Below are 22319 nucleotides of genomic sequence, written 5' to 3'. Positions count from 1 at the left end.
TTAATTTCGAAATCCTTTTCCTTTCAAATCTTCATAAATAGCTTGTGCAGCTAATCGTCCAGATAGCATAGCAGCATTTATTGAACCATTAAGCAAATAATCTCCAGCTAAGTATACTCCATCCTGTATTTTAGTTTCAGAAGGCTTTAGGCTGTATTGAAAATCATGAATTATCGGCAGTGCATTATCGATGTAAAAATTCTTGATATGTCCAATGGTAGCATTTTTAAGCTCAGGAAATAAGCTAATCAATTCATCCAAGACTCTTTTTTTCAACGATTTCTCATTTTCTGTGTAATTATCGGTTACCGAAATGGAGATAAGTGAACTACCCTCGGGTGAATAATTAGGTGCGACATTATCCATTATAGCAATGTTATTGATAATATAATCTTTATCAGGAACCAAAGCAATTAAAGACTCTTTAAATGGCGGAATATTAGAACTAAATAATAGATTAGTTACAAACTGATCTCCAGCAAATTGACCTTGTAATTGTGGAAGTAGTTCACCTGCTTTGGTTGCAACAACTATTGCATTCGCTTCAAATAGATCACCATTTTCTAATACAATTTTCTTCAGTCCTACCTCTGCCACTCTGCTGTTTAGTTTAATTTTGGTTTGGGTCAATTGACTTTCCAATTGTTTAGGAATTGCGCCCATTCCATCCTCGGGAATAGCAGCATAACCTTCCGAAAACATTTTGAATACAAACTCCAACATTCTGCTTGAGGTATTCAACTCATTTTCCAAGAATATTCCCCCAAAAAATGGTTTGAAAAACTCATTAATGATATGTTCGCTAAACCCCTTATTTTTCAAGAATTCTAATGAGGATATTTCTTTACGTTTAAAGATAGCTTCAATTGAGTTTTTTTTCAATTCCTGAGTCCAAGAGAATATTTTTAATTTATCTGAAAAAGAACCCACACGAGAAGTAAGCATTTTAAAAGCTGTTAAAGGTTCTTTTAACGGATCGGCAATGGTATAATTACCCTTGCTTTTATCTAAAATTAAAGCTCCCGCAGAGAATTTTTTTAATTTTAGTTTATCATAATCAAGATATTTTTGAGCTTCAGGATATGCAGTTAACAAAACTTGAAACCCATGATCCAACAAAAAACCTTCACTTTTATCCGTTTTAACTCTTCCTCCGATGGAATCAGATGCCTCGAAAATGGTAGGTGTAAATCCTGCTCTTTCCAATTCGATAGCAGCAGTAAGACCAGCTAATCCTGCTCCTATTATGATTACTTTATCTTCTTCCATTTGATTTCTGATTAGGATAATGACGTATGATGGATTTTAAAACCATGATAATCGATAACGAATACAATATTAATTTAGTTAAGATTAATTATTACCACAGAACCTTAAAATTATAGCAATAAAAAAGGCTACTCTATTTTATTAAAGTAGCCTAAAAAAATATAATTTTTAAATTTATGCTCCAGCTTCAGTAGGTGCAATTCTAGCTAATATTTGGTCATATTTCGCTTTCAAATCAGGATCAACAGAAAGTGTTTGCTTTATTTGTTTATAGGTAGAAACACCTACCATACTTTTTGCTAACAAATTTAACGCTTCTTTAATTTCATCAATTCTATCTTCTTTTTCTTTGATTATCAAGCCCATGAATTTCACTTCGAAATCATTTGCTCCTAACTCCTTCAATTTAGCTTTATTATCACCAGCACTTTCTAGTTCGCTAAATCTCTTGGTATCAAATCCTTCTTGCTGTTCAATTAATTCCTGTATAGCTGGACTTACCTCCGCTTTCATTTGCTCTATAACTTGCATCATCAATGCATAATTATATAAATCTTTGTCCGTAATTTCTGAATCTTGTGCCATTACAGCAGTAGAATTTAAAAATACTATTGCTGCCAATGCCAACATTCCATGTCTCACTATTCTTTTCATAATTGTCTTGATATTAGATTTTTGAATTGATTATGTATAGTTTAAAACCCGAATTAAAGCTTTTTGTTGTCATAAGGCAAATTTTTTACTTATTTTATGATATAAACATATTAAAAATGAGAAAAGTAGTTTATTATTTGAGCACATGCGATACATGCAAAAAGATTATGAAGCAATTAGAGCTTGAAGATTTTGATAAAATTGATATTAAAAATAATCCGCTTTCTGAGCCTCAATTACTCGAGTTATATGTAATTTCAGAATCTTATGAAGAGTTATTTAATAAAAGAGCTATTAAGTTTCGGCAGCAAGGCTTAAATAAAAAGGAGCTGACTGAAAATGATTATAGAAAACTTCTATTGGACGAATATACTTTCTTAAAAAGACCTGTTTTTTTAATTAATGGTGAATTGTATGTAGGCAATGCTAAAAAAACTGTAGAACAATTAAAAGATAGGATTGGAAGATAATTTAATCCTTAATATACTTTTTAACAACAGTGGTTTCTTCCCACATAATTTCTCCAGATAATTCTCTTATTTGAGTTTTGAAAGTATAATCTATATAGTTCTGATTTTCAGTTAAAAATTCCTCTGCGAGGATATTGCCAGATAATTGAAAGTCAGAAACTTTCCTTCCTTTTCTTTCTATCAGTTCGAATGCTGAGTTTTCTTTCATGTAGCTAATAAAAAACATTCTTGCATCATCTCCTCCATCTTCAAAATTACTTTTAAAATTAAGTATTTCGATTTTTGGCTTTAACCCATTTTGTGCCTGATATCCTTTTAGCCATGAAGATGCTAATAAACTATTAAACAAATCGCTGGAGGCAATCTCAGCATCCGTCTGGTTCCATCTGCCACTTAAATCAATATCTTGTTGAGTATCGGTTTTCAACACCTTTTGAGTACTGCAGGATACTATAAATACACTAATAAGAAACAGGGTGATATTTTTCATATTTTTCAAAATTTAACGATTCCTTTTAGGTTCAAAAATCTTGCCGATAAGGAATTGGGGATTGCAAAAGTTTGTCCATTTACATCTTCAATCCATGAATAAGAAATGGTGTTACTCACACCTAATACATTCAAAACATCCAATCCAATCCAAAACGATTCAATATACTCAAGATTTTGGATTCTATCACCCATAAATTGCTTAGAGAAGCCAATATCCATTCTTCTATACCACTCACCATTAAATATATTTCGATTTTCCAGACTATTGGGAGGACCAAAAGGTAGGCCAGAACCAACTTGTAGTTTTAAGTTCACTTTTAAGCTTGGATCATTAATGAAATTATCTTGAAAGAAAATAGCTGCAGTTACTCTTTGGTCGGTTGGTCTTCTAATATAGCCCCTGCTATCTTCTTCCACATTTTCACGAGTAGATAGTAAACCCAAGCTAAACCATGATTCCATATCAGGAATAAATTCACCACTAAACCGGAAATCAGCGCCATAAGCATAACCATTGGCCGTTAAATCTGGTCTGTAACGTAATCGGATATTGTCTACATCAAAAGGAATTATATCGTATAGGTATTTATAATAAAGTGCGGAATTAATTTGAAAAGGACGATTCCATAATTCTAGGTTTTTCGAATAATTACCTACAAAATGAAGTGCAGATTGCGCTCTTACATTAGGCGTAATATTACCGGAAAAATCACGCAACTCTCTGTAAAAGGGGAATTGACGGTAAAATCCAGTTGAAAAACTAAATTTTCCACTTTTATCTGGATGTAAAAGTACTTGATATTGAAGCCTTGGACTTAGCAACCACTCACCTGTATTAGAACCATAGTTAACTCTTAATCCATAATTCAAAGAATGTCGATTGTTGAGCTGCCATTCATGCTGCACATACACATTTGCAAAAGTGGCTTCCAGATTATTTTCCTGTTTTATCACTCTGTTTACCTGAGCATAATCTGCTGAATCTCTAAATTCAAATTCATCAAGGAAGTCATTCACAAATTGCTTTTTATATTCGAATCCGAAAGCTAACAAATGATTATTTTGAATTTGCCAGTCATTTCTAATGATTGCCTGAGCAACTTGGGCATACAGAAAATTGCGGGCATAATTATAATTCGCCCCTATTCCTCTTAAGCTTATGCATTGGTCGAAAGTATCAGATGAAAAGTCTTGATCAACATCACACAATCTATAAAATCCCTCTGTGTTATTATACTCATATTCAGATGTAGAAAAAGCAGATAAAATCACGGAGGTTCTGAAATTATCGCTGAACAGATGTCGTAATCTAGCACCTCCTTGAAAACTCTGGTATCGAAGGGATTCAGCACCTTCATAGGCTACAAAAAATCTTAATTTCTGCTGTAAAGTACCTAAATCAGTTTCCCGAGAAGCGGGTTCAATTCGGTAATCATTTTGAGCAAAAACAGCCAACAAATCAAGTGAAGTTTTATCAGAAAAACGGTAATTGTAAAACGCTTGAAAATCTAGAAAACGAGGAAGGTATTCACCTGAAGTTTCAAAGGTATTAAACAGATATTTTGCGTTTTTATATCTTAACCCAAGTAATAAATTGTCTTTTTTGTTAAATTGAGTAGATAAATAAGCCGAAGCACCTAAAAGACCCACATTGACATTCCCCTCCGTTTCTTCTGTTTTTTTATAGTCAATTAAAAGATTACTCGATAGTTTATCCCCGTATTTAGCTTCCCATCCACCGGCAGAGAATTCAATATTTCCAACCAAATCAGGATTAATAAAACTAAGTCCCTCCTGCTGTCCTGCACGTACTAAAAATGGTCTGTAAATTTCCATTCCATTGACATAAACCAAATTCTCATCAAAATTACCGCCCCTAACTGCGTAGGCACTGCTGAGCTCATTATTAGAAACCACGCCTGGAAGTGTGGTGATTAATTGATTAAATTCATTAAATGGAGTGGCAGTCTCGTTTACCGATAAGGGTTTTAATTTTTGCAAACTGTTTTTAGGTAATTCATTAGTTTGTCCGCTGACATTTACTTGCTTTAAAAGTAAATTATCAACTTGGAGCTGAATTAGGATTTCATTATCGCTTACATTGATTAACTGGTCAATATAACTGACATGGGTGATTTTTAATTGATACTCATTTTGTTGGGGTACTTTAAAACTAAAAAAACCCAAACTGTCGGTTTGGGTACTAATTTCAGTATTGACCAATTGGATTCCTACAGAAGCAATTCCATCATTATTTTGAGCATCTACAACCTTTCCCTTAAGGATTTGGCTTTGTCCAAACACCACAATAGGAAAAAGAAATATAACTACTAAAGTCAGAATCGGACGCATGAACTGCAAACTGTTTATCGGAAAGAAACGTCTTTTAGTTCCTGTATAGTATGAATTGGATTTTCAGATTTAAAAACAAAACTTCCTGCAACCAGTACATCTGCGCCAGCTTCCAACAAAGCAGGTGCATTATCAATGTTTACTCCACCATCAATTTCAATTAATGTTGATGCATTTTGATCTGCAATTAACTCTTTCAGTTGCCGTACTTTAGCATAAGTTTGCTCAATAAATTTCTGCCCGCCAAATCCAGGATTTACAGACATTAAACATACTAAATCTGTATTTTGAATGACATTCTCTAGTAAAGAAACATTTGTATGTGGATTGATAGCCACACCAGCTCTTAAGCCCAAATTACGAATTAGCTGAAGTGTTCGATGCAAATGAGTGCTTGCTTCGTAATGCACAGAAATAGTAGCCGCACCTGCATCATGAAAAGCTTGAATATAATTTTCTGGTTTTTCAATCATCAGATGGACGTCTAAAGGCTTTTTTGCATGCTTATAAATGGCTTCGCAAACCGGCAATCCAAATGAAATATTCGGAACAAAAACTCCATCCATAATATCAACATGGATATAGTCTGCATGGCTTTCATTTAACATTTCCACATCTCTTTGCAAATTCGCAAAGTCAGCGGCTAGTACAGAAGGGGCTATTAAGTGACTCATTGGGCAAAGATATAAAAATTGATAGTATCAAACACTTCTGAGTTCAAAAATGCAGTATCTTTAAAATTAAATAAAATTAAAGGATTCATGCTTCAAAAATGAAATACAATAATTAAGGTTGAAATTAATTAAAAATAAAAAAGGTACGAACTTGAAAGACCGTACCTTAATTACAATTAAACTATAAACTAAATCAACTAATACTCATCTGATCCTCCGCCTTCATAATCTCCTCCTTCTCTACTATTTTCTCTTTCACTTTCTCGTTTATTGGAGTTAATTCTATAGTCAAAAGAAAGCGTAACTGTAGTTGTTCTCCATTGGAATTCAGAATCGTAGAAAAATCCATCCCCTGAAGTAGTTGTTCTCCATTTTCTAGAGTTAAGTAAATCTCTTACATTCAATGCTAGTGTACCTTTCTTTTTCAATACTTCTTTACTAAATCCTAAATCGACCATATAAAATGACTTTCTAGTTCCTTGTGTGGTTTGTTGTGGAGCGCGATAGAATGCGCTCAACTGCACATTAAAATCATTACTAAACGACATTTGGGATGTAGCTCTACCAGAAGCAGTAAAGGTTTCAGCTGAAAAGTCTCTATCTTCTACCGAACCATAGGTCTCCGAGTAATAAACATTCAAATTTCCGTTTAATCTCCACCAATCATTTAAATCGTGGGAATAGTTGTTTTCAATCCCAATGGAATTTCTTGCGGCTAAATTTTGAGGTTGAGTATAGGTGATTCCATCAATTACTGTATTAATGCTTTCCGTAACACCTGTTGTTTTTCTGTAATATAAACCGCTATAAAGTGTAGCATCACTAAAGTTGTTCACCAAACCCACTTCATAAGAATCAGTAAACTCTGGGTTTAAATTAGGATTACCAATTCTAATATTTCTATCATCATTAAAGTTTGAAAATGGATTTAAAGAACGGAATCGTGGTCTGTCAAATCTTCGACTATAACTTGCCTGTATGGTATGCAACTTATTGAATTCATACGTCATAAATAAACTTGGAAATAAATTCAAATAATCTCTGGCATTAGTAGTATCTACAGGCGTTTTAAGACGAGTAGTAATATCTGTCAACTCAGCTCTTAAACCTAGTTGATAAGTGAATTTATTAAATTCGCTATTATAGATGGCGTATAAAGCATGAATATTTTCATTGTAAATGAATTCATTTGTGAAGTCAGTTAAAACGCTATCTTGTTCTTGTCCTTCAACATCCTGCGTGACTTCATAATCATTTGAAATAGTTCTCAATGTACTTCTCCATCCCGTTTCAAAAGAACGACTCTCCCCTAGTGGCTGGACATAATTTGCCTGCATTAAAATGTTTTCGGAAAACTCATTAATTATAGATCGCTGCTGAATGCTATCTACATATTCCTCCGTTGACATGACAAATCTCTCATTTCTTAAATCAGAGTCTTCCGATTCGGTATTGTTTCTGAATTGAAAATCGGCAGTTAGCTTATGATTTTCATCTCCTCCGAATGTTTTAGTGAAATTTAAATCATACTCTAAAACTTCTTCATTTTCCAATTCATTTTGAATACGAACAGATCTTCTCACTAATTCGCGTGTGCTTTCATTAATACCATCGTAATCATCGTAATAATTATAGCTCAAATTATCCTCATCAGAAATTCTGTATAAAAAGGATCCTGTTAAAGTAGTGCTTTCATTAAAACTATAATCTAAACCAAATCTAGCATTTTGAGAAATACCACTTCGTTCTCTTTGTCTATCAACATAAGTCGAATAAGCAGTGGTATCTTCTGGAGTAAACTTTTGGTCTATAAAACCACCACCAAAATTTTCTCTGTAGGTAATGCCATAATTAGCAAAGAGATTTAAATTTCCTTTTCTATAATTAACATTAGAATTTATTCCGGCAATTGCAGGGTATCCAAGATTTGTACTGATACTTCCATTAAATCCTCCTCTTCTATCTTTCTTCATAATAATGTTGATAATACCAGCATTACCTTCCGCTTCATAACGTGCAGAGGGGTTTGTAATCACCTCTACTCTTTCAATCATATCAGCTTGAATTTGTCTCAATGCAGAAGCTCCGCTAATTCCTACCAAACCCGATGGTCTACCATCAATTAAAATTCTTACATTACCACTTCCTCTTAAAGAAACATTTCCATCAATATCAACCGTAACACTTGGTAGGTTATCTAATAATGCTTCAGCATTACTTCCGATATTACTTAAATCTTCTCCAACATTAAAAACCCTTTTGTCCAATTTCATTTCCATTTGCGGACGCTTAGCGACAACCTGCACCTCTGATAACTGGTCAATATCTTCGTTTAACTCAATCACTCCCAAATTAATGGTGGATTTATTAGCATTGATTGGTTTATTGATGGTTTTGTAAGAAATGAATTGAAGTCTTAAAGTATATTCCCCTTGCTTAACTTGCAATTGAAATTGACCATTTTCTGGGGTTACCGTTCCGGTTACCAATTCATCATTTTGATTAAAAACACTAACGTTTGCGTAAGCTAATGGCTGCTGGTTTTTTCCATCCACTAGCTGTCCAGTGATGGTTGTAGTTTGTGCCCATGCGTTAGTTGCAAATGCAGAAAGTATTACTATCGTTAATACTTTAAAAATGTTGGTATTGATTTTAAGCATTTTTTTAGATTTTCAATCATTAATTTGTTACAAAGTTACAATCCAATTCTGAAGGAATTTTGAGATTTCACTGATCAGCGAAAAAATTTAATGTAGCTACAAGTACTTATTGATAATAATTGTTTCCGAATAGATGTAAATGATTTGTATAAATTCCTGAAAAGGTAAAAATCAGCTATTGATGGTGATTTGATGTACTTCTTCTTTATTGATATATTCAATGGATAAACCCGTCACTTTACATATCTTTTGAATAATAGCCAGTCCAAGTCCTAAAGAATTGCTGCTTTGATTTCCTTTTTTAAATCTGGCAAAAAGTAATTTTGGATCATGATCTAATTGCTTTCCCGAATTTTCAATAATTAATTTATTATCGCTTAGCTGAATTTTAATAAATCCGTTCTCCTTCAGATTGTGTTTGATAGCATTATTGAGAAGATTAGTGATTAAGATATCCAACAGAACTGGATGAATATTCCATTCTACCGTTTCATTTAAATTGTAGGTTAAGGAAATTCCTTTCAAATAGACTAACTCTTCATATTCAGCCAATAAATTCTCTAAATGCAGACCTACATCCTCTCCTTCTTTTTGGTCAAATTCCTGATTATCAATTTTCGCTAAAAGTGTAAGTGTCTTCCCTAATTTAGATAGGTTATTTAAGCTTTTAGAAGCTTCAGATACGAGATGGTTTTGTTCCTCATCTAGCTTAGTATCAGAAAGTAACTCTAATTTTCCTCTAGCAATACTGATAGGTGTTTGAATTTCATGACTTGCATTTTCTGTAAACTCCTTCAAAGATTGATAATCATCCATCACCTTTCTGGACATCAAATCAATAAACTCATTCAATCTTTTGAATTCATAAGTAGAGGTTTTGGGCAAATGAAAGCCTTCATTTTCTTTAATATCAAATGTTTTAATCGCAGAAAGTGTTCTTTCAAAAGGAGTTAATAGCTTTTTGGATAACAACCAGCTTCCTAAAATCACCACCACAAATAAGAGAATATAGGTTTTAAATAAGGATTCTATTACACCATCAATAATATCATCTTGTTCGATAATGATGTCGTAAAGTGTAATTTTATAGAATCTGCCATTAATTTTCTTCCCTACATCTAGTTTATTGTGGAGCTCGGGTCTTTCAAGCGTGCTATGATGCACTACTGTATCAGAGAAAACTAATTCATCAATCTGAATAGAATCTTTTTGTGGTAAAATGATAACCTTATCTCGGATGATATCCTTCGTGGGCTCTCTTTTTTCAATATAACGTTCTGTGGAGCGTAACCTTTCTTGTAAAAACCATCTCTCCTCCTTTTTTACCTCTGAGGTGATAATTTGAACAGTGACTACGCCACCAATTATAAAAACAAGCAAAGAAAGACCTAGGAATATCAGTACTATTTTGGTTATCAGCTTCATGCTAATTTGCTTTTTAATTTATAGCCCACTCCGTAAACCGTTTCTAATACATCCATTCCTGTAGCTTTTTGAATTTTTTTTCTTAAGTTTTTAATGTGTTGATAAACGAAATCGAAGGAATCACTTTGGTCAATAAAATCTCCCCACAAATGCTCTGCAATATTTTGTTTGGTTAATACTCTTTTGGAATTATTGGCAAAGAAAAGTAGCATCTCATATTCCTTTTTGGTTAAATCAATCACTTGAGTATTTACTAATACCTCCTTTTTGGAAGTATCAATTTTCATTTTATCCAGCTCGATGAAATTACTGCTTTCTTGCTTTCGGGTTCTATAAATTGCTTTAAGTCGAGAAACTAATTCAATTAAATGAAAAGGCTTTCCCAGGTAATCATCAGCACCAGCATCCAAGCCTCTAACCTTATCATCAATAGAATTTTTAGCCGATAAAATTAAAGTACCAATATTTTTACGGTTAGCTCTGAGTGAATAAAGTAAGTCCATACCGTTTCCATCAGGCAGCATCAAATCGATTATGACAATATCATATTCATAGGCAGCTAGTTTGTCGGTAGCCGAAAAATAATCATAAGCGATAGTAGTTTGAAAGCCTTCCTTCTTCAAATAGTCATTAATATTTTTGGCCAGTTCAATTTGGTCTTCTACAATTAAAATTTTCATTTTACGAATATAAAGCAATACATGCTATTGATTATAAGCGTAAAAATATAATTAAATTCTGAAGTAATTTTGAAGATACACCTGTAAATTTTTTATTGATATACACGTGTCTCTTAATTAATCTTATAAAAAATTGAATTATTCAAATTTATGTTAGAATTTACGAGTAGAATAGCATAGAATGAAAGAGAAATACCCCTCATTAGCAGAAGAGTTACAGGATAGCCACGAAAAATTATTAGAAGCTCAAAAACTAGCAAAAATAGGCAATTGGGAATCAGATTTTAATACGGGAGCGATCAAATGGTCTCCAGTAGTTTTTGAAATTTTCGATTGTGACCCTAAAACTTACCAACCGACTATTGATTCCTTTAAATCAATGGTGCATCCTGATGACCACAAATTATTAGTAAAAGTTGAAAAAGAGTCTGCCAAATCAGGATATGTCAATTTTGTCCATAGGATTATCACCCAAAAAGGGAAAGTAAAGTTCGTTCATGAAATTGCTTCTCATGTTGAAGGGACAGAAGGTATGGTTTATCGTGGAACTATTCAGGATATTTCTCAACTGAAAGAAACAGAAAATGCCTTAGCCCAAGAAAAAGAAAGGACTGATTTAGTTATCTCAGGTACAAATCTGGGTACATATGAATGGAATTCAGCGGATGGGCTAATTCACATTAATGAAAATTGGGCCAGAATGCTGGGCTATGAAACCGAAGAATTGACACCTATGACTTTGGATAAATGGCTTCAAATGCTTCATGAAGATGACCTGGATTATGTTCGAAAAAAATTTCGTTACAATTATGAACATCAGATTCAGCATTATGAATTTGAATTGAGAGCAAAGCATAAAAATGGTCATTGGGCATGGATTCTCGATTCAGGCAGAGTGGGACATTGGTCTTCAGAAGGGCTTCCAGAAACGGTATTTGGCTTTCATCTGGAAATAAGTGAGCGAAAAAAAGCAGATGTGGAGCTCTACAGAGTAAAAGCTTTGTTGATGCAAACCAATAACATTACTAAAACTGGGGGATGGAGCTGGAATACAGCCACTGGTGAAATCCAATGGACTGAAAATACCAGAAATATCTGTGAAGTTGGTGAGGATTACATTCCTACATTTGATAGTATTTTCGAATTTATCTATGATAAAAATTTAATTGAACCTTCAAAAGAACAAATCCGATATGCTATTGAAGCACAACGTAAATTTGATTTTGAGCTCTGCTAAGGGAAATTTGTTTTGGGCACGATTAATCGGTATTCCAGAAATGGTCGATGGAACCCCTCGCCTTTTTGGTACCATTCAAAATATAGATGACCAAAAAGAAAGCGAATTTCAGCTGAAAGAAAAAACGAAACAATATGATGAGCTTGTTGATAATATCCCGGTAGCGGTATTCAAGTTGAGCAGAGATGGTAAATTAATCTATACGAGCCCTCCGTTTAAGCAGATGCTTAACCTGGGAGAGAGAGAAATTGATACAGATGAATTTGCCAATGAATTCATCCATCCCGATGATTTAGAATATTTCCTTAAACATAATAATGATGCGTTAGAAAATTATAAATATTTCAACCTGGAATTTAGATGTTTGGTCAATGGAAAGGTAAAGTGGATAAAAGCCACTTCAAAACCAAATCAGGATATCAATGGAAACTGGTATTGGTTTGGTACTCTCTCAGATGTTACTACTCGGAAAAATGCAGAGCTAAGAATCCATAAAAATGAAAAGCAATTGCAGAACATTATTAGCTCTATGCAAGAAGGCTTATTATTTTACGATGAAGATGGAATTATTCGCTCTATGAATAAAAGTGCGGAAGAAATGTTAGATAAATCAGCTCAAAAACTTGTAGGAAGCCATTATTCTCGTTCTCACATTAAATTATTCAACAAAAAAGGAAAGAAAATTAAAGAAGATGAGCATCCTGTTGCACTTTGTTTAAAAGAAGTTATATGCTTTAGTGACATGAGGTTGAAATTAGTTAATGACCACAATGGAAAAACGACCTGGATAGCCGCTAATATAAAGCCAATAGAAGAAGAGGGCGTCAAATGGGTTTTAGCCACTATTAGCGATATTACAAGTAGGGTATTGGCTGAAGAGCAATTAATAATAGCCAAACAAGCAGCTGAAGCTGCAAATCAAGCAAAATCGTCTTTTCTGGCCAATATGAGCCATGAAATCAGGACACCGCTAAATGGGGTTATTGGATTTTCTGATTTATTAAAGAAAACCGACCTGAGCATACTGCAAACTGACTATACAAATCATATCAATAACTCTGCTCACTCCTTATTAGCTATTATCAATGATATCCTAGATTTTTCAAAAATAGAGGCTGGGAAGATTAAATTACAAATCGAGCGAACCAATGGTATGAAATTAATAGAATCTGCAGCAGATTTTATTACCTATCAATGTTACCAGAAAAATATAGAGTTAATAATTGATTATCAGCATAATGTACCCTTGCATTTCAGGACAGATGAATTGAGATTACGACAGATTATAATTAATCTACTGGGTAATGCGGTGAAGTTTACTGATTCTGGCAATATTATCTTGAGAGCCAAATTACACCATGATAAAATCCGCTTTGAAGTGATAGATTCGGGAATTGGAATTTCCAAGGAGCAACAAAAAAATATCTTTAGTGCATTTGAACAAGCGGATGTATCTACAAGCAGAAGATTTGGCGGAACAGGTTTAGGTCTAACCATTTCTAATAAATTCTTGAAATTAATGGATAGTCACTTAAAATTGATAAGTGAACCAGATAAGGGCAGCACTTTCTATTTTGATATTGAAATTTCCAAAGAAGACTTAATCGAAAATACTTTACTGGGAGAATATCAATTTCAATTCAAATCCATTTTAGTGGTGGATGACAATCCCGTGTTTTCGCAAAACATGAGGGAATTCATGCAGCATTTTAAAATAGAGGTCGATAGCGAGTCTTCTGTAATAAGCGCACAGAAAAAAATTAGAGCTGCAGGAGATTATGATATCATTGTAATAGATGAAGAAATACCTCATTTAGGTGGTTTAGAATTGATAGAGATTATTAAGAACAATAAACTACAATCTAATTCTCCCATCATTTTCATGCACAAACATGTCGAGAGTCAATTTTTTTATTCTGAATTCGAAAAAGATGTAAGCATTTTTAAAATCGCCAAACCCATTCTTCCTAGCAAAATATTGGATATTATGCGAAGAATTGAAACTGGTGAGTTAAATCAACATGAGGATACAATTCATAAAAAATTGATTAACAACCCAGCTGAAAATCTAGACATCAATAAAATATTAGTAGCAGAAGATAATGAAGTTAATAAGTATTTAGTCGAAAGAATTTTGGAAAACGTATTACCGGAGAGTGAAATCATATTTACAGAAAATGGTGAGATTGCTGTTGAGAAATTCAAAAAAGAGAAACCAGACCTAATTCTGATGGATATCCAAATGCCTATAATGAGTGGAATTGAAGCCACTGAAATTATTAGAGCATTAGAAAAGGACCACAAAAAAGTACCCATTTTAGCACTCTCAGCTGGAGTGATGAAAGAAGAAAAGGAAATTGCCTTTCATGCAGGCATTGATAATTTTTTAGAAAAGCCATTGATTCAGGAGGACTTTATCAATATTTTAAATAAACTTCGAAAGGATAAAAAGATTATAAGAAAACCCAAACCAGAGCCCAAAGTAAAAAAGCAACATTTTAATAAAGAGCTTCTATTAGGTCGATTAAATAATGATATTTCTCATTACAGAAATTTTATTAAGCTAGCTAACGACAATATGCATACTTTTGAGCGGCAGATTTTAGAAACTATAGAAATAGAAAACTTGAAAGCCGTGAGAGGTGTTTTACATAAACTAAAAGGCACTGCTTTGGCAGGTCAATTTGATAAACTTGTTGAGTTAATAGCCGATTTCGAAAAACCTAAAAAATTTAATTCAAAGGTTAGCCATTACATGAAATCAAAAGTTATTCCTGAAATTAAAACCATTATTAAAATTTTGGATAAAGAGAGTTCTGAGGAGGGGATGTTGGGTGATAGATGAGAACTGTGCAAAAAGCTATGTAAGAATTAAAGGTCGGATATTGTCGCTTTGAAAACTCGAAAATGTGATGATTTTTTGATTTGCTGATTTACCAAAATGATTAGATACTCCAGACTCTAGTAATTAGGCTCTTTTCTGATATTCTTCCAAAATAGCCCGCCAAACTTTATGTTGGTCATATTTATCTAAAATGGAGACTCTGGAGTTGGAAGCCAAATTCTTTCTTTTTTCAATATTTATTAGCAATTGTTCCATTGCCAATTTAAGCTCTTCAGTATTTTTTACAGGGACAATCAAACCATTTTCATTATGCGTAATGATTTCATTACTGCCGTTTATATCAGACACAATGCAAGGTAATTCCATAGCCGCAGCTTGAAGCACCACATTTGGAAAGCCTTCCCGATATGATGGAAAGACAAAAATATCTGATGCAGCTAAAAAGGGGCGTATATCTTTCTGAAAACCAACATGGATAATTCGAGTATGATTGGCAATAGATTGCTTAATTTGAGCTTTAACAGGCTCTCTTTCATCTTCGAATGCTCCTACCAATAGTAAATATGCTTTTTCTTCTAGCCCTAAAAAAGCTTCTACCAACTCATGAATTCCTTTGTCTTCTACAATTCTACCAACAAAAACAAAAACCGCTGCATGTGAAGATATTTTATGCTCACTTCTAAGATTTTGAATTGCAGATTCATCCACACTTTGCTTAGAAAAATGTTTCGTATCAATACCATTTGAGCTCCCCTCGCCTATTATTTTAAACTTATCTTGGAAAGCAGAGAACTCCTTCTGCATATAGTCTTGAAGTCGATCAGAATTGGGGTAAACTTTATGGGCACAAAAATATGTGAGCTTTTCAGTTAATCTTAAAATTCTTTTTGTGTTGCCTGTAGCTTCCATTAGGGGCATCCCTGCCACAGTGTGCATTCTAAGTTTTACGCCAGCAAATTTTGCAGCCATCATGCCTAAAAGCCCTGCCTTAGGAGTGTGGGTATGCACGATATTAGGTTTTTCTTTTTGAATTAATCGAATCAGTTGCCACAATGCTCTTAAATCTTTAAAAGGGCTTAAAGTCCGTGTAAAATCTATAGCAAAATGTTGAACACTTTCTCGCTGACAAATTTCTTTTACCTCAGGGCCATCTGCACTTGCTGTAATTACATCATATCCATTTTCACCCATAAATTTCAGCTGTCCTTTCAGTAAAATATTCAAGGATATGGGGACTGTGGTGATACGAAGGATTTTTTTCATGGAGTTAGGTGACGAGGTTTAGAAGTCTTATGATGTTAACAAGCTGAACAATGTAGTTGCTGAATTTAGAATTAAATTCTGTTCCAATTTTCGATATTCAAGCCATCCAAAAACCTGAAATCTTTTTCATTATCTGGAACAAGAGTTAAGTTGTTTTTTAAAGCTGAAATACCAATTAGTAGATCAAATTCATCATGCATCGGTGTACCTTGTTTTCTTAGACGTATTTTTTCTTTTGCATAAGTATCTACACATTCATAAATTGGTATCACGGACAAGTCATTAAGGAAATCTTTAACAGCCTTATGAGATTTTTTAGGATTTAACCTATTTTCGGCACCATAGGTAAGTTCAAAAACAGTAATTTCAGATACAAAACAGTTTTCCCTGCCTATTATATAAATTCTTTTATTTAAATCCAGTTCTCCTCGTAAAAAGAATACGCAAATACTTGTATCAAGCAGATATTGCATCAAAAATTTAGGTCTCTTGATTTGAATCCTCTATTAGCTTTTATCTCAGAAAAGATTTCTTTGGCAGATTTTTCAGATGAGAACTTACCGAATGAACTATAAAAAATTTTATCATCGCTATCTCTACTTTTACTTATTGATTTCTCTAATTTTTCAATCAATTTCAATTTTATACGCTTGTTTAGCATATCAAAGATTTTTGAATAAGAATTCACGATATGTTTTTCTACTATGGTCATACTGGTATAAATATAACTTTTATATAATTCTTGACCAAATATCATGAGCCAAGTCTAGAGGATCTGATGAATCGATTTGGTGAATGTTTGATATTTTAAGCTGACCTGAATTTACTGGTAAAACAACATCTGTTTATTAAACTGCAAATTTACAAAAAGATTCTCACAGCTGCTCCCAAAAATATTGTAAAAGGAAACTTGAGCTATGCTATCACAAAATACAAGTGGTACATTATTCCATATTAAATTCTTTAAAGTGGATAAACCTTACAATTTATAAAAACTCCATTTACTATCAATAATTAGTAGACTTTACGATAATTTAATCTAAAAATACTACTAAATCTCTTTTAGATACCAGTATGTAAATACATCTTCATATAATATCAAATTAATGTTGTTTGGTTTGCAATAATAGTTATCCCCTAACTGTTATTTTTCATACATATATTACATAAATATTACATGAATAATTTTACTAAACCGGCTTTTCTCTTTTTCGCACTATTTTTAGTGCAAGAATACGCTTTTTCCCAAAGCTTTTACGATTCTAAAGTTAATCGTAGATGGGTAGCCTCAGGAGGGATTGGTTACGCTCGTTCTCTATCTGATCTGACAAACCCAGGAACCTATTTTGACAATAAATTTAATATTGAGGGCGGAATCCAATACATAGCAAGCGATAGAATTAATATTAGAACGCATCTCCTTTTATTTCAATTATCCGGAGATGACATGGAAATTGACCCTGAATTGAATACTAGAAGTAGAGGACTTTCCTTTGTATCCAACAATATTGAATTAGGAAGTACGATGAGTATTAGCTTATTTTCGAATAGCGCAAGATTTATAGACAGACGCAAAATTAATCCCTATATTTTCGGAGGAATCGGATTGCTCTATTTTGATCCAAGAGCAGAAGTACCTGAATATGCTATTATTGATGGAGAAAGCATTCCTGCGCCCAGAGCTGGAGACGTGGTTTCATTACATCGATATCAAACGGAGAGACCAAATAACTACAGCAGATTTGCTTTAGTAATTCCAGTTGGATTTGGAATCAAAATAAAGGCGACCAATTTTATGGATATCACCTTAGAAGCCTCTAATCGGATAACATTCACGGATTATTTAGATGATGTAAGCGGAAGTGATTATGCGGATATAGACAAATTTGATTTCAGCAAAGAGGAAGATATTACGGCATGGGCTCTATCAAATCCAAGTGGGACAGACAGCGACACGCGAGGAAATCCTGCAAGTAATGACCATTATTTGATTGTAAATATTAAAGCCGATATTTACATTCAAGGTGATTTTTTCAATAGGTTATTTGGAATGGACGAAAATAATTTTGACCTCACTCCAAGAAGAGGAAGATTATTAAGATAAATTCATTTTAAAATCTTCTATTCAATTTTAAATGCGAATCCGATGTTAAGGGGCAAGTTATGGAATCAGTCAAAAGCCAAAAGCTACTAAACTTCCTACTTCTAACTCCCAGCTTCAAATTTTTGTAATATCTCTCCCATATTCAAACTCTGCATTTCAAATTTCTCTTTCAGCATACTATAATGATTTAAAATCTCTTTTAGTCCAGCCAAATTCTCCTGAGAGTAATTACCAAAATTATGAGGATGCCACCACAAATGATAATATTCCTTATTTTGAGCTGCAATCGTCATTTCTTTTTGGATTCGATTGATTTTCCTTTGGTTTAAGATTGATTCTTTTGGATTGTAAGGACGTAGCAATCGACTTGCAGGCAATAAATAAACGCCTTCCTGCTTTTTGATAGCATATTGCGCGTATGAAGTCTTTCCTCCTACATTAAAATAAGCATCCAAACCACGATTTAAACGCTTCCATTTAGACTCATTCAACGCACCATCATTGGTATCCCACCACCAATCTACTGGATTGGAACGAACTATTTCAATTCCATTTTGCTTGCAGACTTTTAAGTAATCGGCATTGAATTGATTTCTTGGAAATACTAATGATTTTAATTGTTTCCCATATTTACTAGCTGCTTTTTGAATGGCTTTTGAATCTGCATCAAACTGTTCCGTATTTTGGCCAACTTCATTACAGTAATAATGCGCAAAGCTATGGGAAGCCAGCTCCTGCCCTTTTCGTTTTACAATTTCGGCAATTAACGAATGTGCAAAGTGAAAAGGATCTTCTTTTTCATTTTCACCTATACCAGTCTTTTCAATAAATTGATAAGCTGATAGTTCTTGTTGATAATAAGTTGGTTGAGTTTTTGGACTATTTTGTTCTACTTCAGCTTTATTTTCATGCATCAATAAACCCACCGTTGCCCAGCTGACATGTACTTCATGTTGTTCAAATAAATCCAACAGTTGAGGAATTAGCTTCCGGGTATTCAGAAAATACTGCTTTTTAGCTTCATCTAAAGGCCATTTTTCAAAACCTCCCCAGTGAAGCTCAAAGTCTACTGATATGGTGAAAATCGAATTCAAATTATTTTTTTAAACGCAAAGCTATAATTTTTTATCAGCTAAAGCTGAAAACTGAACCACAAAGGCACAAAGACACTAAGGGATTCACAAAAAAAACTATATTTAAATAAATAAATTTAACAGGAAGGTATTGAGAATACATGTAATCCTAATTGAATTATTAATTAACCAATCATTAATTATTATTCTTTGTGCCTTTGTGCCTTTGTGGTTAATCCACAACCTTTGGTTGTTCATCAAAAGACCTCCAGATCCCCCAGAGCAGGATGCCAATTGTTAAACCCCTGAAAATCAATCAATTCCTTCTCAGCTAGTGTTCTTATCGTCACATCAGGACCTAAATTTTTATTTTGCTTTAAAATACCTGGTAGCTTAACCTTCTCAAAACCACTTATACTCATGTAATCGAAATCATTTTGATCATAAAGCTCATCGAGCAACTGTTCAATTGCTTTTTGCTCTCCAAATACCTCACAAATTCTCATTTCTACGCCTAATCCACCTGATTTTATCCTAAACAACACACAAGCCTTTTTATTGAAATGTGCATAATAAGGAATAATAGGAATTTCTGCATATCGCCATTGTAGATAATCTATACTATAGAAGCTTCTCCAAGTACTACTTTTTGTAAAATTAAATTTGAATTCAGACAAAGCTTTCGGCAAATCATATTCAGTTGCATTTTTCAACTCTAAAAATTGAGTTTCTTGCTTCCCTTTTAATTTGGCAATAGCTATTTTAATGGGTTTTTTAATGCTGATCTGAATGGGCAATTTGCCTGCTTCTTCCCAGCCCATTTTCAAATAGCCGGGCTTACTTTGACTATTGGGCGTATTGAACACTAAATCAATTCCTTCTGATTCACATTGCTCCAACAGTCCTAAAGTCAGCTTTTTAAAGATTCCTTTGCCTTGATGCTCAGGATCGGTAGCGGTATCAACGGCACGAATGGCACGATAAACTTGCTCATTTTTCTTCCATTGCCATTGCATAAAAGCCCGAACCCCTATGATCTGATCATCTTCTTCTGCCACCCAAACTGGTGAAGCTCCAAAAGGATTATTAATATGCTTCCATTGCCAATAAGCTTCAGACTTAGGCATAAGAGATTCTCCTAAGCTGGATTTAAGTAGCTTGATTATTTTGGATATGTCTGAAGTATTTGAAGGTCGTATGTTCATTCTTTTTGAGGCTAAGCCTCTAATTAACCGCAAAGACGCGAAGACGCAAAGGAAATAAGAAAATAAAATTAAAATTGGCTTTTTGTAAACAATTTTTTTTGGTTAGTTTCAAATCCTAATGTAGATAAATAATATTTCAACCCACAAACCTGAATACAATGACTGAAAATGATTTATCACGAATTGTTGTTAATGCTTCTTTTCAAGTACATAATGAACTTGGACCTGGTTTATTAGAAAACATCTATGAAGAATGCTTATTTTCAGAACTACAAGATGCTGGCATTCATGTTGAAAAAGAAGTGGTTTTACCTGTAAAATATAAAAACAAAAAGATGGATTTGGGCTATCGATTAGATATTTGGGTCGAAAGAAAATTGATAATTGAACTAAAATGTGTTGATTCCTTTATTCCTATTCATAAAGCACAGCTTTTAACTTATTTGAAACTTACAAATAATAGATTAGGACTACTTATAAACTTTAATGTCCCTCTAATCAAAGATGGAATAAAAAGAGTAGTGAATAATTTGTAGTTTTCAGAGCTTCCTTTTTTTTCTTTGCGTCTTCGCGCCTTTGCGGTTAGTCACAGCCTTTGGCTGTATTCAAGATAGACGCTTTCCAACTCACCCACCATCCTTTTCAAACTAAAGGCTTCCACTACCCTCTTCCTTCCTCCTTTGGCCAGTTTCGACCGTAATTCAGCATCTCTCAACATCCCTAAATTATCCGCCAACTTAAGCCACTCATCTACACCCACCATCAAACCGCTTTCGCCCTCTACAATCACTTCTTTTACTCCGCCAGCATCTGTAGAAACTATCGCGCATTCCATGCTCATAGCTTCTAAAAGTGCTATAGGCAAGCCCTCAAACTCAGAGCTCATCATAAAAATATCCATCATGGAGAACCAGTCTTTAGTATTCGTTTGTAAACCTGGCAGGAACAAATGATCTTCTAAATTTAATTCAGTCCTTAGCTTTAGCAATTGCTCAGCAAAGGGACCATTTCCTACTATCACACCTCTGAGATTTGGATTTGATTGAACAGCTTGATGAAATACTTTTACCCATTCCACCAAACGCTTTTGAAATCTGAACACAACAATGGTACCTACCACTTGAATGTTAGGATTATCTTGTTTTTGCTTTAAAAGATTTTGTAGTACTTCATTTCCATTGTCAAAAGGCAAAATTTTATCACCTCCTTGATTCATCTGGAAAGTGTTCTTTTCTTTATTCTCTTTTAAATTTGGGATTTCCTGGGCTAACTGAGAAAACGATTTTCTTTCAAAAAAATCAGTGTTGACTCCATTCAAAACCGTTTGAACTTTCACTTTAGGTTTAATATGTTTCCTAATAGAAGTCTCCACATCACTACTAACCGATATGGCTTTAGACTGCCAGTTGAAGGTCAATTTATTCATCCAGAAAGTAATCTTATGATAGCGTTCTTGTTTATTGTGTTCCGTGTAAATTACCGGAATTTGGGTATTTTTATGAAGAAAACGAGACAAGAAACCTGCCCAGGGCAAATGCGCATGGATGAGGTCAATTTTATGTTCTTGTACGTATTGATCGACTTTACCAATTTGCCGCATCAGTTGGATGTTATTCTTAGATGGTAAACAAGTGACTTTTCCGCCAGCGCTTTTTAAAGCTTCAACCATTTGGTCTTTCCAAGGCAAAAAATAGATATAATGAAATTCAAATCGTTCTTGGTCGTGAAGTTTAAGGGTTTCCGGTAAAAGCATCTCTGCCCCACCCCGACCGAGGGATTTTATAATGTGAAGAATTTTTGTTTTATGTTGACGGGTTTTCATGTTGGCAAGTGTGCAAGTTATTGGTTTATTAGTTATAGGTTGATTAGTGAATAGTTACAGGGTGATTGCTAACATAGTAATTTGGTCGTATCCT

General features: G+C 33.7%; 19 protein-coding genes. 5 read left to right on the top strand and 14 right to left on the bottom strand.

Annotation, left to right across the window (positions count from 1 at the left end; all coding sequences use genetic code 11):
* Together VFM92_RS11660 and VFM92_RS11655 are read right to left on the bottom strand one after the other, a co-directional pair.
* Window positions 1–1269 carry an NAD(P)/FAD-dependent oxidoreductase gene (locus tag VFM92_RS11660; RefSeq protein ID WP_325122403.1) on the bottom strand — a complete coding sequence of 423 codons (1269 nt, stop codon included), beginning with the start codon at window positions 1267–1269 and terminating at the stop codon, window positions 1–3.
* Window positions 1270–1443: 174 nt separating this feature from the next.
* Window positions 1444–1923 (bottom strand): hypothetical protein, encoded by a 480-nt coding sequence (locus VFM92_RS11655; protein ID WP_325122402.1) that lies wholly within the window; start codon window positions 1921–1923, stop codon window positions 1444–1446.
* A gap of 116 nt (window positions 1924–2039) precedes the next feature.
* Here VFM92_RS11655 and VFM92_RS11650 point away from each other — a divergent pair, with 116 nt between their 5' ends.
* Entirely contained in the window at window positions 2040–2393 is a 354-nt protein-coding gene (locus tag VFM92_RS11650; RefSeq protein ID WP_325122401.1) for an arsenate reductase family protein, read from the top strand.
* A 1-nt stretch (window position 2394) separates the two neighbouring features.
* Here the strand turns inward: VFM92_RS11650 and VFM92_RS11645 are convergent, their stop codons facing one another.
* The 6 genes from VFM92_RS11645 to VFM92_RS11620 form a co-directional block, all read right to left on the bottom strand.
* A complete protein-coding gene (locus VFM92_RS11645) occupies window positions 2395–2883 on the bottom strand; it encodes a hypothetical protein (RefSeq protein WP_325122400.1) in 489 nt (162 codons plus the stop codon).
* A 5-nt stretch (window positions 2884–2888) separates the two neighbouring features.
* Window positions 2889–5237: a TonB-dependent receptor gene (locus VFM92_RS11640; RefSeq protein WP_325122399.1), complete on the bottom strand. Its 2349-nt coding sequence runs from the start codon at window positions 5235–5237 to the stop codon at window positions 2889–2891.
* Between the two features lie 14 nt (window positions 5238–5251).
* Window positions 5252–5911 carry a ribulose-phosphate 3-epimerase gene (rpe, locus tag VFM92_RS11635; RefSeq protein WP_325122398.1) on the bottom strand — a complete coding sequence of 220 codons (660 nt, stop codon included), beginning with the start codon at window positions 5909–5911 and terminating at the stop codon, window positions 5252–5254.
* Window positions 5912–6108: 197 nt separating this feature from the next.
* On the bottom strand, window positions 6109–8571 hold the full coding sequence (locus VFM92_RS11630; RefSeq protein WP_325122397.1) for a TonB-dependent receptor domain-containing protein: 2463 nt from the start codon (window positions 8569–8571) through the stop codon (window positions 6109–6111).
* Between the two features lie 171 nt (window positions 8572–8742).
* Complete coding sequence (locus VFM92_RS11625; protein WP_325122396.1) at window positions 8743–9996, bottom strand: HAMP domain-containing sensor histidine kinase; 1254 nt, start codon at window positions 9994–9996, stop codon at window positions 8743–8745.
* Window positions 9993–10676: a response regulator transcription factor gene (locus VFM92_RS11620; protein WP_325122395.1), complete on the bottom strand. Its 684-nt coding sequence runs from the start codon at window positions 10674–10676 to the stop codon at window positions 9993–9995. The genes VFM92_RS11625 and VFM92_RS11620 overlap by 4 nt, the downstream gene beginning before the upstream one ends.
* A gap of 181 nt (window positions 10677–10857) precedes the next feature.
* Here VFM92_RS11620 and VFM92_RS11615 point away from each other — a divergent pair, with 181 nt between their 5' ends.
* Both VFM92_RS11615 and VFM92_RS11610 read left to right on the top strand, forming a co-directional pair.
* Window positions 10858–11913 carry a PAS domain-containing protein gene (locus tag VFM92_RS11615; RefSeq protein WP_325122394.1) on the top strand — a complete coding sequence of 352 codons (1056 nt, stop codon included), beginning with the start codon at window positions 10858–10860 and terminating at the stop codon, window positions 11911–11913.
* Window positions 11876–14758: a response regulator gene (locus VFM92_RS11610; RefSeq protein WP_325122393.1), complete on the top strand. Its 2883-nt coding sequence runs from the start codon at window positions 11876–11878 to the stop codon at window positions 14756–14758. Before VFM92_RS11615 ends, VFM92_RS11610 begins: the two co-directional genes overlap by 38 nt.
* 123 nt (window positions 14759–14881) lie before the next feature.
* Here VFM92_RS11610 and VFM92_RS11605 read toward each other — a convergent pair whose 3' ends face one another.
* From VFM92_RS11605 to VFM92_RS11595, 3 genes are all read right to left on the bottom strand, one after another.
* Window positions 14882–16021: a glycosyltransferase family 4 protein gene (locus VFM92_RS11605; protein ID WP_325122392.1), complete on the bottom strand. Its 1140-nt coding sequence runs from the start codon at window positions 16019–16021 to the stop codon at window positions 14882–14884.
* A gap of 71 nt (window positions 16022–16092) precedes the next feature.
* Entirely contained in the window at window positions 16093–16494 is a 402-nt protein-coding gene (locus VFM92_RS11600; protein ID WP_325122391.1) for a PIN domain-containing protein, read from the bottom strand.
* On the bottom strand, window positions 16494–16778 hold the full coding sequence (locus tag VFM92_RS11595; RefSeq protein WP_325122390.1) for a hypothetical protein: 285 nt from the start codon (window positions 16776–16778) through the stop codon (window positions 16494–16496). Before VFM92_RS11595 ends, VFM92_RS11600 begins: the two co-directional genes overlap by 1 nt.
* 420 nt (window positions 16779–17198) lie before the next feature.
* On the opposite strand from VFM92_RS11595, the gene VFM92_RS11590 reads away from it, so the two are divergent.
* Window positions 17199–18125 carry a hypothetical protein gene (locus VFM92_RS11590; RefSeq protein WP_325122389.1) on the top strand — a complete coding sequence of 309 codons (927 nt, stop codon included), beginning with the start codon at window positions 17199–17201 and terminating at the stop codon, window positions 18123–18125.
* A 101-nt stretch (window positions 18126–18226) separates the two neighbouring features.
* Here the strand turns inward: VFM92_RS11590 and VFM92_RS11585 are convergent, their stop codons facing one another.
* Window positions 18227–19219, bottom strand: coding sequence for a polysaccharide deacetylase family protein (locus VFM92_RS11585; protein WP_325122388.1), 993 nt, complete (start codon window positions 19217–19219; stop codon window positions 18227–18229).
* A 236-nt stretch (window positions 19220–19455) separates the two neighbouring features.
* Entirely contained in the window at window positions 19456–20403 is a 948-nt protein-coding gene (locus VFM92_RS11580; protein ID WP_325122387.1) for a GNAT family N-acetyltransferase, read from the bottom strand.
* Window positions 20404–20561: 158 nt separating this feature from the next.
* Between VFM92_RS11580 and VFM92_RS11575 the strand changes: the two genes are divergently transcribed.
* Window positions 20562–20939, top strand: coding sequence for a GxxExxY protein (locus VFM92_RS11575; protein ID WP_325122386.1), 378 nt, complete (start codon window positions 20562–20564; stop codon window positions 20937–20939).
* A gap of 50 nt (window positions 20940–20989) precedes the next feature.
* Here the strand turns inward: VFM92_RS11575 and VFM92_RS11570 are convergent, their stop codons facing one another.
* On the bottom strand, window positions 20990–22225 hold the full coding sequence (locus VFM92_RS11570; protein WP_325122385.1) for a glycosyltransferase family 4 protein: 1236 nt from the start codon (window positions 22223–22225) through the stop codon (window positions 20990–20992).
* Between the last annotated feature and the right edge of the window lie 94 nt (window positions 22226–22319).

Origin of the sequence: Marivirga sp. (assembly GCF_035704835.1) — a bacterium.
Classification (GTDB): domain Bacteria; phylum Bacteroidota; class Bacteroidia; order Cytophagales; family Cyclobacteriaceae; genus Marivirga.
This window is presented reverse-complemented; position numbering and strand designations above follow the sequence as displayed.

Bases quoted from the DNA above. Each gene is read 5' to 3' on its own strand.
- VFM92_RS11600 (WP_325122391.1), bottom strand. From the start codon at position 16,494: ATGCAATATCTGCTTGATACAAGTATTTGCGTATTCTTTTTACGAGGA.
- VFM92_RS11615 (WP_325122394.1), top strand. From the start codon at position 10,858: ATGAAAGAGAAATACCCCTCATTAGCAGAAGAGTTACAGGATAGCCAC.
- VFM92_RS11625 (WP_325122396.1), bottom strand. From the start codon at position 9,996: ATGAAGCTGATAACCAAAATAGTACTGATATTCCTAGGTCTTTCTTTG.
- VFM92_RS11655 (WP_325122402.1), bottom strand. From the start codon at position 1,923: ATGAAAAGAATAGTGAGACATGGAATGTTGGCATTGGCAGCAATAGTA.
- VFM92_RS11590 (WP_325122389.1), top strand. From the start codon at position 17,199: ATGAATAATTTTACTAAACCGGCTTTTCTCTTTTTCGCACTATTTTTA.
- VFM92_RS11595 (WP_325122390.1), bottom strand. From the start codon at position 16,778: ATGATATTTGGTCAAGAATTATATAAAAGTTATATTTATACCAGTATG.
- VFM92_RS11650 (WP_325122401.1), top strand. From the start codon at position 2,040: ATGAGAAAAGTAGTTTATTATTTGAGCACATGCGATACATGCAAAAAG.
- VFM92_RS11630 (WP_325122397.1), bottom strand. From the start codon at position 8,571: ATGCTTAAAATCAATACCAACATTTTTAAAGTATTAACGATAGTAATA.
- VFM92_RS11575 (WP_325122386.1), top strand. From the start codon at position 20,562: ATGACTGAAAATGATTTATCACGAATTGTTGTTAATGCTTCTTTTCAA.
- VFM92_RS11645 (WP_325122400.1), bottom strand. From the start codon at position 2,883: ATGAAAAATATCACCCTGTTTCTTATTAGTGTATTTATAGTATCCTGC.
- VFM92_RS11605 (WP_325122392.1), bottom strand. From the start codon at position 16,021: ATGAAAAAAATCCTTCGTATCACCACAGTCCCCATATCCTTGAATATT.
- rpe (WP_325122398.1), bottom strand. From the start codon at position 5,911: ATGAGTCACTTAATAGCCCCTTCTGTACTAGCCGCTGACTTTGCGAAT.
- VFM92_RS11660 (WP_325122403.1), bottom strand. From the start codon at position 1,269: ATGGAAGAAGATAAAGTAATCATAATAGGAGCAGGATTAGCTGGTCTT.
- VFM92_RS11580 (WP_325122387.1), bottom strand. From the start codon at position 20,403: ATGAACATACGACCTTCAAATACTTCAGACATATCCAAAATAATCAAG.
- VFM92_RS11640 (WP_325122399.1), bottom strand. From the start codon at position 5,237: ATGCGTCCGATTCTGACTTTAGTAGTTATATTTCTTTTTCCTATTGTG.
- VFM92_RS11620 (WP_325122395.1), bottom strand. From the start codon at position 10,676: ATGAAAATTTTAATTGTAGAAGACCAAATTGAACTGGCCAAAAATATT.
- VFM92_RS11570 (WP_325122385.1), bottom strand. From the start codon at position 22,225: ATGAAAACCCGTCAACATAAAACAAAAATTCTTCACATTATAAAATCC.